The 14,702-nt window shown below is 72.5% G+C and carries 12 protein-coding genes; all 12 read left to right on the forward strand.

The genetic code is table 11. The features are described from left to right. The first annotated feature begins 262 nt into the window (after positions 1-262). Positions 263-886, forward strand: a complete 624-nt coding sequence (locus F6X68_RS21815) for a hypothetical protein (protein WP_151456026.1) — start codon at positions 263-265, stop codon at positions 884-886. Between the two features lie 149 nt (positions 887-1,035). Next, positions 1,036-1,497: a DUF948 domain-containing protein gene (locus F6X68_RS21820; protein ID WP_089000990.1), complete on the forward strand. Its 462-nt coding sequence runs from the start codon at positions 1,036-1,038 to the stop codon at positions 1,495-1,497. A 28-nt stretch (positions 1,498-1,525) separates the two neighbouring features. After that, a complete protein-coding gene (locus tag F6X68_RS21825; protein ID WP_151456027.1) occupies positions 1,526-1,831 on the forward strand; it encodes a hypothetical protein in 306 nt (101 codons plus the stop codon). Then, the gene (alaS, locus tag F6X68_RS21830) at positions 1,828-4,506 is read left to right on the forward strand and encodes an alanine--tRNA ligase (RefSeq protein WP_151456028.1); all 2,679 of its coding nucleotides are present in this window, start codon (positions 1,828-1,830) and stop codon (positions 4,504-4,506) included. Before F6X68_RS21825 ends, alaS begins: the two co-directional genes overlap by 4 nt. 73 nt (positions 4,507-4,579) lie before the next feature. Beyond that, positions 4,580-5,041, forward strand: a complete 462-nt coding sequence (gene ruvX, locus F6X68_RS21835) for a Holliday junction resolvase RuvX (RefSeq protein WP_151456029.1) — start codon at positions 4,580-4,582, stop codon at positions 5,039-5,041. Next, on the forward strand, positions 5,038-6,246 hold the full coding sequence (gene mltG, locus F6X68_RS21840; RefSeq protein ID WP_151456030.1) for an endolytic transglycosylase MltG: 1,209 nt from the start codon (positions 5,038-5,040) through the stop codon (positions 6,244-6,246). Before ruvX ends, mltG begins: the two co-directional genes overlap by 4 nt. Beyond that, on the forward strand, positions 6,246-7,073 hold the full coding sequence (locus F6X68_RS21845; protein WP_151456031.1) for a shikimate dehydrogenase: 828 nt from the start codon (positions 6,246-6,248) through the stop codon (positions 7,071-7,073). Before mltG ends, F6X68_RS21845 begins: the two co-directional genes overlap by 1 nt. A gap of 154 nt (positions 7,074-7,227) precedes the next feature. Then, on the forward strand, positions 7,228-8,928 hold the full coding sequence (locus F6X68_RS34750) for a glycosyl hydrolase (RefSeq protein WP_151456032.1): 1,701 nt from the start codon (positions 7,228-7,230) through the stop codon (positions 8,926-8,928). A 233-nt stretch (positions 8,929-9,161) separates the two neighbouring features. Further along, on the forward strand, positions 9,162-11,078 hold the full coding sequence (locus F6X68_RS21855) for a hypothetical protein (RefSeq protein ID WP_370518971.1): 1,917 nt from the start codon (positions 9,162-9,164) through the stop codon (positions 11,076-11,078). A gap of 94 nt (positions 11,079-11,172) precedes the next feature. Beyond that, positions 11,173-11,724, forward strand: a complete 552-nt coding sequence (locus tag F6X68_RS21860; RefSeq protein WP_151456034.1) for a DapH/DapD/GlmU-related protein — start codon at positions 11,173-11,175, stop codon at positions 11,722-11,724. Beyond that, positions 11,717-13,339 (forward strand): lipopolysaccharide biosynthesis protein, encoded by a 1,623-nt coding sequence (locus F6X68_RS21865; protein ID WP_151456035.1) that lies wholly within the window; start codon positions 11,717-11,719, stop codon positions 13,337-13,339. Before F6X68_RS21860 ends, F6X68_RS21865 begins: the two co-directional genes overlap by 8 nt. 117 nt (positions 13,340-13,456) lie before the next feature. Continuing rightward, positions 13,457-14,702, forward strand: a 1,246-nt coding sequence (locus F6X68_RS21870; protein WP_370518972.1) for an O-antigen ligase family protein, incomplete at its 3' end; no start/stop codon positions are given.

Below are 14,702 nucleotides of genomic sequence, written 5' to 3' on the forward strand. Positions count from 1 at the left end.
CGGGCCCGAGGACCGCGCCGCCGGTCGGGCGATCCCGCCGCACCGCGAGCCGGGGCGGCCCGAGCCGTCCGGAGTTGCGCCGGTGCCACCGCCGGGGGCCGCAGGCGAGCCGGTGGTGGCGCGGGCCGCCGCGGCTGTCGTACCACCCGTCGAGCCGGCGGACGGACCGGCGCTGCGCCGACCCGCGGAGCCGGAGTCGCCGGACGACGACGCGGCCGGCCCCGGCGGGCTGCGCGGCGCGCGGTCCGAGCTGCGCCGCCGGATGCGTGAGCGGCGGCGGCTGCGGATGGGTATCCTCGCCCTGGTCAGCGTGGTGCTGCTCGGCGCGGTCCCGCTCTACTTCGGCATCCGTACGCTCAGCCGCGATCCGGTCTTCGACACCCTCGACGAGCTGGACGTGCCGGGCTGGGCGGCGGCGCAGACCGTCGACGACGTCAGCGGCAGCCGATGGTGCCTGCTCGACTGCCGGCTCCGCGAACGCACGGCCACCTCCGAGCGGCCGCCGGCGGAGACGGCACAGGTCTACGAGCGGGCGCTGGCCGACGACGGCTGGCAGCCGTGGAAGGTGAGCCGCTGCCCCGAGCAACCCGCGAAGGGGAGCTACACGTGCTGGCGCCGGGACGAGTTGACCCTCGACCTGTGGGTACGCGAGCCCGCCTGCGTGCCGCCGCCGGTGGACGGGGAACCGGCGGTCGTGCCGTCGCCCGAACCGGCGACCGCTGCGGAGCAGTGCTCCGGCTCGTTGGTGTCGGTGAAGGTCCGCAACGCGATCGACGACGAGCGGACCCGGCCCCAGCCCACCACCGACCCGTCACTCACCGGGGAGGATCCCTTCCCGACGGTCAGCGAGGATCCGCTCGCGACGCCGACACCCTCACCGTCCTGAGCCGGTTTCCATCACGGACGGTAGGGTCTGGGGCTGGCGGACCGCCAGCCCCCGCCGGCCCCTCGCGGGTGCCGGGCGGCGGTGTGGGCAGGACGGTCGCGCGTTCCGGGGGCGTCGGGTTCCCGGAACTCTGCTTGAGGAGGACAGGCGTGGGCTTTTTCGAGGTCGCGGCGCTGATCGCGGCGATCGCGTTCGCGATGCTGGTGCTGATCCTGACGCTGCCCATCCTGCGGCTGCGGCACACCGTGGACGCCACCACCCGGATGATCAACGACCTGAACGACCGGACCGCGCCGCTGCTGGGCGACGTGAACACCACGGTGAAGAACGTCAACACCGCCCTGGAGCAGGTGCAGACCTCCCTCGACGGGGTCAACCTCCAGCTCGCCAAGGTCGACACCATGACCAGCCACGCGCAGAACGTCACCGCCAACGTCGCGAACCTGGCGACTGTCGTCTCCGCCGCCGCCGCCAACCCGTTGGTCAAGGTGGCCGCCTTCGGCTACGGCGTACGCAAGGCCGCCTCCGCCCGGCGGCACGCCGAGACCGAGCGCGAGGTGCGCGACACCATCAAGCAGCAGCGGCGGGCCGCCAAGCGCGGCAACCGCTGATCCGGCACGACCAGGAGGAGCTTCGGAGATGAGGCGGTTGTTCTGGCTCGGCATCGGGCTGGCCGTCGGCGTGGTGGTGGTCCGCAAGGCCACCCGCACCGCACAGGCGTACACCCCGGCCGGCATCGCCAGCACGGTGACCGAATCCGCTGGCGGGCTGGCGGAGTCGCTGCGTAGCTTCGTGGAGGACGTCCGGATCGCGATGGCCGAGCGCGAGCAGGAGATCCACGAGGCGTTCGCCCAGGGCGAGGCGTTCGACGACCAGTTCGCCGAGCTGCGGGACGACCCGCGCATCGGCGACCGAGAGATCTTTCCGGAGGAACACCAGCGATGAAGACGGCGGAGATCAAGCGGCGGTACCTCGCCCACTTCGAGGCGAACGGCCACACCGTGGTGCCGTCCGCTCCGCTGCCCGCCATCAGCGACCCGAACCTGCTGTTCGTCAACGCCGGCATGGTGCAGTTCGTGCCCTACTTCCTGGGGCAGCAGACCCCGCCGTACCGGCGGGCGGTCAGCGTGCAGAAGTGCATCCGTACGCCCGACATCGACGAGGTCGGCAAGACCAGCCGGCACGGCACGTTCTTCCAGATGAACGGCAACTTCTCCTTCGGTGACTACTTCAAGGACGGGGCGATCCCGCTCGCCTGGGACCTGGTCACCAAGTCCCAGGAGCAGGGCGGGTTCGGCCTGGACCCGGAGCGGATCTGGCCGACGGTCTACCTCGACGACGACGAGGCGTTCGAGATCTGGCGCTCGGTCGGGGTGCCGACCGAGCGGATCGTGCGCCGGGGCAAGGCGGACAACTTCTGGTCGATGGGCATCCCCGGGCCGTGCGGCCCGTGCTCCGAGCTGTTCTACGACCGAGGCCCGGAGTACGGCCGCGAGGGTGGCCCGGCGGTCGACGAGGACCGCTACATGGAGTTCTGGAACCTCGTCTTCATGCAGTTCGAGCGCGGCCCGGGCACCGGCAAGGAGGACTACCCGATCCTCGGTGACCTGCCGGCGAAGAACATCGACACCGGCATGGGCCTGGAGCGGATGGCCTCCATCCTCCAGGGCGTCGACAACCTCTACGAGATCGACGAGGTCCGGCCGATCCTCGACCGGGCCGCCGAGCTGACCGGCAAGCGCTACGGCGCACACTCCGGCCACGTCGCCAGCGAGTCGCACCCGGACGACGTGCGGCTGCGGGTGATCGCCGACCACGTGCGTACGGCGCTGATGCTGATCGGCGACGGGGTCACCCCGAGCAACGAGGGGCGCGGCTACGTGCTGCGCCGCATCATGCGCCGGGCGATCCGGTCGGTGCGGCTGCTGGGCTGGCAGGAGCGGGCGCTGCCCGAGCTGCTGCCGGTGGCCCGGGACTGCATGGCCCCGTCGTACCCGGAGCTGGCCGCCGACTTCGACCGGATCGCCGACTACGCGTACGCGGAGGAGGACGCCTTCCTGTCCACCCTGCGGGCCGGCACCACGATCCTGGACACGGCCATCGCGGAGACCCGCACCGCCGGCAAGCCGGCGCTGTCGGGTGAGAAGGCGTTCCAGCTGCACGACACGTACGGCTTCCCGATCGACCTGACGCTGGAGATCGCGGCCGAGCAGGGCCTGGCGGTCGACGCGGAGGGCTTCCGCCGGCTGATGGCCGACCAGCGGGCGCGCGCCAAGGCCGACGCCCAGGCGCGCAAGACCGGGCACACCGACCTGTCGGCGTACCGGTCGGTGCTCGACTCGGGCGGCCCGGTGCGGTTCACCGGCTACGGCGAGGTGTCCCGGGAGTCGACGGTGCGGGCGGTGCTCGGCGTCGACGGCCCCCGCCAGGCGGCGGTCGAGGGCGACACGATCGAGCTGGTGCTCGACGCCACCCCGTTCTACGCCGAGGGCGGCGGGCAGCAGCCCGACCTCGGCATGATCACCGTCGGTGGCGGCCAGGTCGAGGTGCTCGACGTGCAGCAGCCGGTGCCCGGCCTGATCGTGCACCGCGCCCGGGTACTGCGGGGCGAGGTGCGGGCGGGGGAGACCGGCTACGCCGAGATCGACACCACCCGCCGGCGGGCGATCTCCCGGTCGCACACGGCGACGCACCTGGTGCACCAGACGATGCGCAACTTCCTCGGCGAGTCCGCCACCCAGGCCGGTTCGCTGAACGCCCCGGGCCGGCTGCGCTTCGACTTCAACACCCCCACGGGGGTGGCGCCGAGCGTGCTGCGCGACGTCGAGCAGCAGGTCAACGAGGTGCTCCTGGCCGACCTGGAGGTGCACGCCTTCATCACCTCGCTGGAGGAGGCGCGGCGCATCGGCGCGATGGCGCTCTTCGGCGAGAAGTACGGCGAGGAGGTGCGGGTCGTCGAGGTCGGCGACTACGCCCGCGAGCTGTGCGGCGGCACCCACGTCTCCCGTTCCGGCCAGCTCGGCCTGGTGAAGATCCTCAACGAGTCGTCGATCGGCTCCGGGGTGCGCCGCGTCGAGGCCCTGGTCGGCATGGACGCCTTCAACTTCCTGGCCCGGGAGCACCTGCTGGTCTCCCGCCTCGCCGAGCTGTACCGGGTGCCCAACGACCAGGTCGCCGACCGGGTCGAGCAGACCGTGACGCAGCTGCGCGACGCCGAGAAGGAGCTGGAGAAGCTGCGGGCCCAGCTGGTGCTCGGTGGCGCGGCGGCGCTCGCGGCGCAGGCGAAGGACGTGGGCGGGGTCGCGTACGTGGGCACCGAGGCGCCGGAGGGCGCGGCCGGCAACGACGTGCGTACCCTCGCCCAGGAGGTCCGGGGCAAGATCGACCCGGCGCGGCCGGCGGTCGTCGCGGTGGCGGCCCGGGCCAACGGCAAGGCGTCGCTGGTCGTCGCGGTGAACCCGGCGGCGCGCAGCCGGGGCCTGGCCGCGTCGGACCTGGTCAAGGCGGCCTTCTCCGGGCGCGGCGGCGGCAGCCCCGACCTGGCCCAGGGCGGCGGCCTGCCGGCCGCCGAGGCGCCGAACCTGCTCCGCACGGTCGAGAAGGCGATCGCCGACGCGTGATACGTGCTCGTAGCGGCCAGGGCGGACCCGCGTGGTCCGCCCTGGTTCGCCGTTTCAGGGGGAGTCACCGACCGTGAGTGAGTTGTCCCGGGGTGTCCGGCTCGGGGTGGACGTCGGGCAGGTCCGGGTGGGGGTCTCCCGCTCGGATCCGCACGGCGTGCTGGCCACCCCGCTGGTGACCCTCGCCCGCGACCTCACCGCCGCCCCGGACGCGGTGCCGGCCGACATCGTCGCGCTCGCCGCGCTGGTGGCCGAGCACGAGGCGGTGGAGATAGTCGTCGGCCTTCCGGTCAATCTCGCCGGCAAGCACGGTCCCGCCGCCGTACACGTGAAGGCGTACGCTGGCCGACTGGCTGATGTAATAGCGCCCGTTCCGGTGGCGCTCACCGACGAGAGGATGTCCACGGTCGTGGCGTCTCGTAGGCTTGCCGAGCGTGGGGTCCGAGGAAAACGGCAACGAGCGGTGGTCGACCAGGCTGCCGCGGTGGAGATTCTGCAGAGCTGGCTGGACGCGCAGCGGAGGCGGACGCGATGATGGACGATCTTGACCTCGGGTTCGACGAGCAGGACCGGGGGGAGAAGGGCAAGCACCGGCGCGGCGCGGTGCGCAAGCGCAAGGGCAAGGACGGCTCCGGCGGCGGTGGCGGGCGGGGCAAGACGGTCCTGGCCCTGCTGCTCGCCATCGTCCTGCTGGGCGGCATCGGCGGCGGTGCCTTCTACGGCTTCGACCGCGTCCAGAGCTACTTCGTGACCCCCGACTACGACGGCGCGGGCACCGGTGAGGTGACGGTCGAGATCAAGCAGGGCGCGCTGATCGCCGACATGGCCAACGCGCTGGTCGCCGCCGACGTGGTGAAGAGCGCCAAGGCGTTCATCGAGGCCGCCGAGGGCAACGCCCGCAGCAAGAACATCCAGCCGGGCACGTACAAGTTGCGCAAGCAGATGAGCGGCGAGAGCGCGGTCACCGCGATGCTCGACTCGAAGAACCGGATCGTCAACGGGGTCACCATCCCGGAGGGCCGGACGGCGAAGAACATCTACCAGTTGCTCTCCAAGGAAACCAAGATCCCGGTGAAGGACTTCGAGGCGGCGGCGAAGGATCCGCTCGCGCGGGGCGTGCCGGACTGGTGGTTCAAGCGCACCGACAACAAGAAGGTCAAGCCGTCGATCGAGGGCTTCCTCTACCCGGACACCTACGAGATCCCGCCGAAGGCGACCGCCGAGACCATCATCGAGCTGATGGTGGAGAACTTCCTCAGCGTGGCCGGTGAGATGGAGTTCGCCGACCGGGTGCAGAAGGAGCGCAAGATCAGCCCGTACGAGGCGCTGATCGTGGCGTCGCTGGCGCAGGCCGAGGCAGGCCGCAAGGAGGACCTGGGCAAGGTCGCCCGGGTCGCCTACAACCGGGCCTACGGCGAGTTCCCGTGCAACTGCCTGGAGATGGACGTCACGGTCAACTACTACCTGGAGCTGACCGGGCAGAAGACCAAGACCTCCGCCGAGATGACCAAGGAAGAACTCCTCGACACGAAGAACCCGTACAGCCGCAAGCTGCGGGGAATGATCCCCACACCGATCAACAACCCGGGCAAGGAAGCCATGGCGGGAGCCATGGACCCGCCCGTGGGGAAGTGGCTCTGGTTCGTGGCGGTCGACAAGAAGGGGACCACGGAGTTCGCCGAGACCTACGACGAGCAGCTGAAGAACGAGGCGAAGGCCCGGGAGAACGGCGTCATCTGATGACGGCCGCACGGCGGGCGGGGGTGCTCGGCACGCCGATCGCGCACTCCCTCTCGCCGGTGATCCACAACGCCGGCTACGCGGCGGCGGGGTTGACCGGGTGGTCGTACACCCGGATCGAGTGCGCGGCGGCGGAGCTGCCGGACGTGGTCGCCGGCCTGGGCCCGGAGTGGGCCGGGCTGTCGGTGACCATGCCGGGCAAGGAGGCGGCGCTCGCGGTGGCCGCCGAGGTCTCGCCGGTGGCCGCCGCCGTCGGCGCCGCCAACACGCTGGTACGCCGACCGGACGGCTCCTGGTACGCCGACAACACCGACGTGGTCGGCATGGTCGAGGTGCTCACCGACGCCGGGGTGCGTTCTGGCGCGACGGTGACGGTGCTGGGCGCGGGCGGCACCGCCCGCGCGGCGGTGGCCGCGGCGGGGCGGCTCGGCGCCGGCGCGGTGACCGTGGTGGCCCGTCGCCCGGCGGCGGTCGAGGAGCTGCGCCCGGTGGCCCGCGCCGTCGACGTGCCGATGCGCGCGGCGGCCTGGGACGACGACGCGGCGACCCACCTCGGCGCCGACGTGGTGATCTCGACCGTGCCGAAGGGAGTCGCCGACCCGCTGGCCGTCGCGGCGGGCTGGCGGCCCGGCACGGTGCTCTTCGACGCGCTCTACGACCCGTGGCCGACGCCGCTGGCCGCGTCGGCCGAGGCGGCCGGCTGCCGGATCGTGTCCGGCCTCGACCTGCTCCTGGCCCAGGCGGTGGGCCAGTTCGAGCACTTCACGGGCGTCGCCGCGCCCCGGGCGGCGATGGCCGCCGCGCTGGCCGCCGCCCGCGCCGCCTGACCGCCGGCGCGGGGGCGGGAGTGTCCCCTGTGGTCGTCCAGGGCATCCTTAGGCGACGGTTAAGACGCGCTTAGGTCCGGCTGTCGTCCCCACGTCACGCCGTGGCCGTGGTTACGCTGCTGACCGTCACCGTCCGACACACAGGGAGTACTCCTTGAGCAGGCACGGACTGCACCGCCTCACCCGGCACCCCGGCCCTCGGCGCAAGGCCGTCGTCCTCGGCGTGGCCGGCGCCACCGTGGTGGCCGGCATCGTGGCCACCACGATGCCGCTGCTGGCCGCCGACGACCTGTCGATTCCGGCGACCGCCGACACCACGGCGACGATGGTGTCGCAGGACGGCGACAACGGGGCGAAGACGACGCTGGCGACCTGCGCGGTCCGCTGCGACGGCAACCCCCGGGGCGGCCGGGAGGCCGTCGTCCAGTTCGCCGTGACCACCCTGCCGGCGGCGGCGGTCAACGTGCGGGCCACCCTGCGGGTGCACGCGTGGCAGGAGTTCCCGGCGACGGTGACCGCGCACGCCTCCGCTGTGGACGCCCGGGCGGCGCGGCCGACGCCGGCGCTGCCGGGGGCGGTCCTCGACACCGTCTCCGGGGTGGCGAAGGGCTTCAACGAGTGGGACGTCTCGGCCCTGGTGAAGGGCAACGGCACCTGGACGGTCTCGCTCGCGCAGACGGGTCTGGAGACCAGGATCTACTGGGCGTCGACGGAGAACCGCAATCCCGACCTGCGCCCGCGCCTGGAGATCCGCTACGACGTCGGCGCCCGGCCCACGCCCGTGGTGACCAGCGCCGCGCCGTCGCCGAGCCGGACGGTCGCGCCGAGCCCCGCGCCGCGGCCGACGCCCAGCGCCAGCCCCACCCGCGCCACCCCGAGCCCGTCGGCGAGCCCGTCGGCCGGTACGGACCGGTGCGGCGCGGTGTCGAGCAGGCTGGTGCCCTCCTGCGGCGCCTGGTGGGGGATGTACTCCCCGTCGAACGCCGGTGACGGCTGGGACCACGGCGCCGCGGTCGCCGATGTCGAGGCGCAGGTCGGGCGCAAGTTCGACCTCGTGCACCGCTACCACGACTTCTCCAACGCCGGCAGCAACGGCGCCTTCCCCGACGCCTACCAGCGGCAGCAGATGCGCGAGGGTCGGCTGATGTTCTTCGCCTGGGAGTCGCGGATCTTCTCCTCCGGCACGGTGCTGACCTGGCAGGACGTCTACAGTGGCCGGTACGACGCCACCATCGACGCGGTCGCCGGCCGGATCCGCGACACCGGCGTGCCGGTGTTCATGGGCTTCGACCACGAGCCGGAGGACGAGCCGGCCAAGGGCAGCGACGCCGACTTCGTCCGCGCCTGGCGGCACGTGCACGACCGGTTCGCCAAGGCGGGCGCCGACAACGCGGTGTGGGTGTGGACGATGATGGGCTGGTCGGGCCACTACGACCGCTACGCCGGCCTCTATCCCGGTGACCGGTACGTCGACTGGGTGGGCTACGACCCCTACAACTTCCACGTCTGCAACGGCAGCAAGGTCTGGAAGAGCCCGGCCACCACCATCGGCGGCTTCTACCGCTGGCTGGACGAGAACCGTCTCGGGGTCGGCAAGCCGCGGATGCTCGCCGAGTTCGGCACCAACTTCGACGCGGCCGACCCGGACGCGAAGCGGCGCTGGTTCGAGGAGTTCCCGGCGGCGCTGAAGGCGCACCCGAAGATCAAGGCGGCGATCTACTTCAACTCCCCGGGGATGACCCGCCGGTCGGACACCTGTGACATGACCATGAACCACGACGCCGCGTCGGTGGCGGGGTTCGCCCGCGCCGGCCGCGACAGCTACCTGCGGCAGCCCACCGGGGGCGCCCGCTGACACGGCGCGTTCACACTTCGACCCAGAGTGATACGGGCGAGTCGGACATCCGACTCCCTGTGTGCGGTGTCATGTTGCTGATGCAGTGACCGCCCAATCGGCGGATATCGCCGGCCTGGGTCGACCAGGCACGCTACGCGGGTTCTCTCCCGACATGGAGGCGTAGCGTGCCCGACATCCCGCTCTCTCGGCGATCCGCCGGACTCCGCACCCGGGCGGGGGTGGTCGCACTCGTGACCGCCGCCGCCGTGCTGGCCGTCCCCACCGGGACCTCCGCCGCCCTGGTGCCGGCGCCCGAACCCGCGACCCTGGTCTCGGCCAACCCGGCCGACGCCACACCGCACGCCAGGGACGGCGAGACCCGCGCCTTCGCGCAGGTCGGCTCTACGGTGTTCGTCGGCGGCAGCTTCACCCAGATCCGGCAGACCGCCAGCGCGGCGTGGACCACCCAGCGTTACCTCTTCGCGTACGACCGGGCCACCGGCACGATCTCGACCAGCTTCCTGCCGGTGCTGGACGGCGCGGTCAACACGCTTGTCGCCGGGCCCGGCGGCACGCTGATCGTCGGCGGCACCTTCAAGAACGTCAACGGCGTCTCGCGTAAGAACCTGGTGGCGCTCAACCCCGCCACGGGCGCGATCGTCGACAGCTGGGTCGGCCGCTCCGACGGCGGCACCGTCCGCGACCTGGCGCTGCACGGCAACTGGCTCTACGTGGCCGGGGCGTTCAACTGGCTCAACGGCACCGCGCACGCCGGGCTCGGCCGGCTCAACGCCACGACCGGCGCGATCGACCCGACCTTCAACGTCGACGCGACCGTCGGGCGTCACGGGACCACCTCGTACGTGTGGACGATCGACGTCGCCCCGGACGGCGGCACCCTGGCCGTCGGCGGCAACTTCACGCTCGTCAACGACCTGCCGCGCAACCAGATGGCGCTGGTCGACCTCACCGGCACCCCGGCGGTGCTCGACTGGAGCACGGAGAAGTTCGTGCCGCCGTGCGCGTCGCCGGCGACCTTCGTGCACTACGTGCAGGACGTCAAGTTCGGCGGCGACGGCAGCTGGTTCGTCGTCGGCACCAACGGCGGCTCGGGCTGGCCGGCCGCGTACTGCGACGCGCTGGTGCGCTTCGAGACCGCCGCCCGGGGCACCGGGCAGCTCGGCACCTGGGTGGACTACACCGGCAACGACACCATCACCTCCGTCGAGGTCGCCGACAACGTCATCTACCTCGGTGGGCACTTCCGCTGGCTGAACAACCCGAACGCCAGCGACACCGCCGGCAAGGGCGCGATCGACCGGCTCGGCATCGCCGCGGTCACCCCGGCCACCGGCATGCCGGTCAACTGGAACCCCCGCCGCAGCGGCAGCGCGTCGATGCCGGCCGGCACCAGCAACTGGGGCTCTTCCGTGCCGGTGCTCTGGCGCGGCAGCGACGGCCTCTACTTCGGCCACAACTCCGACGGCATGGGCAACGAGTACCACGGCCGGCTCGGGATGTTCCCGCTGACCGGCGGGCGCACCATCACCCCGAAGAACGCGCCGACCGCGACCACCGGCAACCTCTACGTCGGCACCGGCGCGGGCGAGCTGGCCAAGGTGCCGTTCGACGGGGCCAGCCTGGGCACCCCGACGACGGTCAGCCAGCCCAACTACACGGCGGCCGGCGCGACCTGGCGGGTGGACGACCGGATCTACTGGTCGCACACCGTCGCCGGCACCCCCACGGGCAGCCGGATCGACATCTCGCTGTTCAACGGCGGCGCGATCGGCGCCCCGTGGGAGGCGTCCGGCTACAACGACTGGTTCAACCCGGCGCTGATGACCGGCGCGTTCTACCTCGACGGGCGCCTCTACTACACCCGCTCGGGCGCCAGCGGCCTCTACTACCGCTACTTCGAGATCGACGGCAACTACCTCGGCGCCACCGAGTTCACGCTGCCCACCACCGGAGTCACCTGGTCGGCCGTGCGGGGCATGGCCTGGGTTGCCGGCCGGGTCGTGTACGGTGCCACCGACGGAACGCTGCGCAGCGTGCCGTTCGACCCGACGGCCGCCCCGGCGGTCGACGGAACGACGGCGACGGTGGTCCCGGCGACCGCCGGCGTGACGTGGTCAACGCCGTCGACCTTCTTCTCCGTGCAGTGACGGTCGACTGTTCGTAACGGAACATCGGTAGATTGTTCACGTTGGGCCGGCGACGGATCAGCCGTCGCCGGCCCGCACGACGTGGGGAGGGTCGTTGGTCGGCGCGGGTGGCAACCGCAGAGGGCTCGCGGTACGGGTCGTCTTCGCGGTCAAGCGCAGCTGGTACACGCTGCGCTATCCCCGGCTGACGCTGGGGCGGGGCGTGGAGATCCGCGGCCGGATCCGGCTGCGCCGGGGCGTACGGGTGAGCATCGGTGACCGCACCCGGATCAACAAGCTGGTCCGCTTCGCCGGTCCCGGCGAGGTGCGGGTCGGCGCCGACTGCCTGTTGAACGCCACCTGGATCGGCACCTGGACGTCGGTCACCATCGGCGACCGGTGCCTGCTCTCGGACTGCGAGCTGCTGGACAACGACTTCCACAACCTGCCCCCCGAACAGCGGCACGACCCGCCCGTCCCGGCCACCCGCGCCCCGATCATGATCGAGGACAACGTGTGGATCGGGGCGCACGCCCTGGTGATGAAGGGCGTCCGGATCGGCCGGGACAGTGTCGTGGGCGCCGCCACGGTGGTCCGTACGGACGTGCCGCCGCGGGTCGTGGTCGCTGGAAATCCACAACAGACGGTGAAGAAGTTCAATGACTGACGCTTCCCCCGGTACCTGGGCCACGGACGTCCCCGCCAGCGGTGGCGGCACACCGGGCCGCACCGTCACGCTGACCGACCTGCTGCGCGTCCCGCTGCACCGGATCCGGCTCGTCGGGGCCGTCGCCGCGATCGGCCTGCTCGCCGCGATCGGCTACGTGGTGCTCGTACCGGCCGCCGTGTCCGCCAGCGCGGTCGTGGCGGTGCGTCCCGTCGTCACCGACGCGTTCACGCCCAGCGGCGCCGCCGCCGACCGGGCGGTGAACATGAACGTGGAGAGCGGCATCGCCACGGGCACCGACGTGGTGCAGCGGCTGGCCGACTCGGGAGACCTGGACCCGCGCGAGGTGCGCGACGCCCTCGAGGTCGAGGTGCCCACCGGCGGGCAGATCCTGCGCTTCGTCTACCAGGCCCCCACCGCGGAGCAGGCGGTCGAGGGCGTCAACCTCGCCGCCCAGGCCTACCTCGACGTGCGCCGCACGATGTACGAGAAGCAGCGCGAGGAGATGCTGCGCTCGTACGACGAGAGCATCGCCAAGGTCGCCGCCCAGCAGGCCGCCCTCCAGAAGCGGGTCAACAACGCCCGCGAGGGCACCGTCGACGCCGCGGTGACCGAGCTGACCGGCATCAACAACCAGCTCACCCAGCTCAACGCCGCCCGCACCGAGATCGCCGCCGTCGACGTCAACCCCGGCTGGGTCACCCAGAGCGCCGAGCGGGCCCTGGCCTCCACCGCCGGCAACGGCCCGCTCTACCTGCTCGCCGGCCTGCTCGGCGGGACGCTGCTCGGCGTGGTGCTGGCGTACGCCTGGGAGTCGATGGACCGGCGGATCCGGTCGGTCGACGACGGCCGGGACGCCACCGGGCTCCCGCTGCTCGGCACGGTCCGCAGCCGCCGGTGGCGCGGCGGCAAGGAGGCGGTCGACGCCGACATCCGGTACGTGGCGATGGCCATCGCCGAGCGGGTGCGCCAGCCCGCCCGGGTGTCGCTGCTGACCGCCCGCGAGGAGGACCCCACGGCCATCACCGCCGGGCTGGCGGTGGCGCTGGCGGCCGTCGGCCGGGAGGTCTTCGTCGCCGACGACAGCGGGCGCGCCGACCGGCTGCGCAGCACCGTGCTCGCCGACCGGGAGCGGCTGCCCGCCGCGGCGGACCCGTCCCGCCCGCTCGTCCCGAAGCCCCGGCCGGCCGGCTCGACGACGGACGGCAAGAGCGGCGGCACCACGGAGCCGGCCGCGGCCCGTCGCCCGTCGCCGCACCCCATCGGCGCCCGCCCGTCCACCGACCCGGACGCCACGCTGACCCTGCCCCGGGTCACCTCGACGGCGGCCGGCGAGAACGGCAAGGCGTCGAGCACCGACCCGGTGACCGTGGGCGCGGGCAGCGTCCGGTTCGGCATCTGGCGGCAGGGCGCCGACCACAGCCTGGTGCTGTTCAACGCCCCGCCGGCGGAGTCCGACGAGCGCGGGGTGGCCGTCGCCCGGCAGGGCACGGCGGTCGTGGTGGTCGAACAGGACCGGACCCGGCAGGGCGACCTGCGCCGCCTCGTGGAGCGGCTGCGCGCCGCCGGGGTCACCCCGCTCGGCTTCGTGTTGACGCGCTGCGGCCGGGGCTGATCCGTGCCGGTCACCCGCGCGCCGGCCACGACCGAGCCGGGCGGCGGCCCGGGCGCCGCCGCGCCGCTGCCGCAGCCGCCGCCCCCGCCACGGTTGCCGCTCTGGCCGCTGGCGTTGATGTTCGGCCTGGTGCCCGTGTGGTGGCTGGCCGGCGCGTTCTACCTCGGGTGGCCCCTGCTCGGGGCGCTGCTGTTCGCACTGCTGTTCATCCGGGGCCGGGTGCCGCTGCCCCCGGCCGCCGGGATCTGGCTGCTGTTCCTTGCCATCGTGGTGGTCAGCGCCACCCAGTTGCAGACACCGGCCTCCGTGCTGACGTTCGCCCTGCGGCTCGCCTTCTACCTCACCGCGCTCGTGGTGGGCGTCTACGTCTACGCGATCGCCCGGGAGCGCCCCGACCAGGTCGCCGTCCTCGTTCCGCTCTGCGCCTTCTGGTTCGGGCTGGTCGCGCTGGGCTGGCTGGGCGTGCTGGCGCCCCGGTTCGCGCTGACCACCCCGATGGAGGTGCTGCTTCCGGGCGGGGTGGCCAACACCCCGTTCATCCAGGACATGGTCCACCTCACCACCGCGGAGTACAGCGCCCGGTCGTTGAACCCGATCTACCGGCCGGCCGCGCCGTTCGCGTACACCAACAACTACGGCAGCGCGTACGCGATGACGCTGCCCTGCGTGGTGGCCTTCACCATGCTGCGCCGGCGCGGCGTGCTGCGCTGGGCGCTGCTGGCGTCGCTGCCGCTGTCGTTGGCGCCGGCCTTCCTCACGCTCAACCGGGCGATGTTCCTCAGCCTCGGCGCCGGGCTGGCGGTGCTCGGCGTCCGGGCCGCCCTGCGCGGTAACGTCCGGGTGGCCGCGTCGATCGTCGGGGTGGTGGTCACCGGTGGCCTCGTCACCCTGTTCATCCCGGTCACCCAGCTGATCGGCAACCGGGTCGAGTCCAGCGACACCAACACCGACCGGCTCTCCCTCTACGTGGAGGTGATCCGGCGGGTACGGGAGTCGCCCTGGCTCGGCTACGGCGCGCCGGTGAACGTCGACACCGTCAGCGCCGAGGCGCCGATCGGCACCCAGGGGCAGTTGTGGATGGTGCTGTTCAGCCACGGCGTCCCCGCGCTGCTGTGCTTCCTCGCGTGGTTCGTGGTCGCCGCGCTGATCTGCGCCCGGGCCACGTCCGCCGCCGGGCAGTGGCTGGCCGTGGTGCCGGTGGTCTGCCTGGTGCAGATCCCCTTCTACGGCATGGCCAACCAGAACCTCGCGGTCGCCTTCTTCGCGCAGCATGGTGAAGGCCACCACGCAGGGCAGCGTCATCGCGTACGCGCTGCCGTAGTTGTTGGTGTACGCGAACGGCGCGGCCGGCCGGTAGATCGGG

The organism is Micromonospora sp. AMSO12t (assembly GCF_008806585.1).
GTDB lineage: Bacteria > Actinomycetota > Actinomycetes > Mycobacteriales > Micromonosporaceae > Micromonospora > Micromonospora reichwaldensis.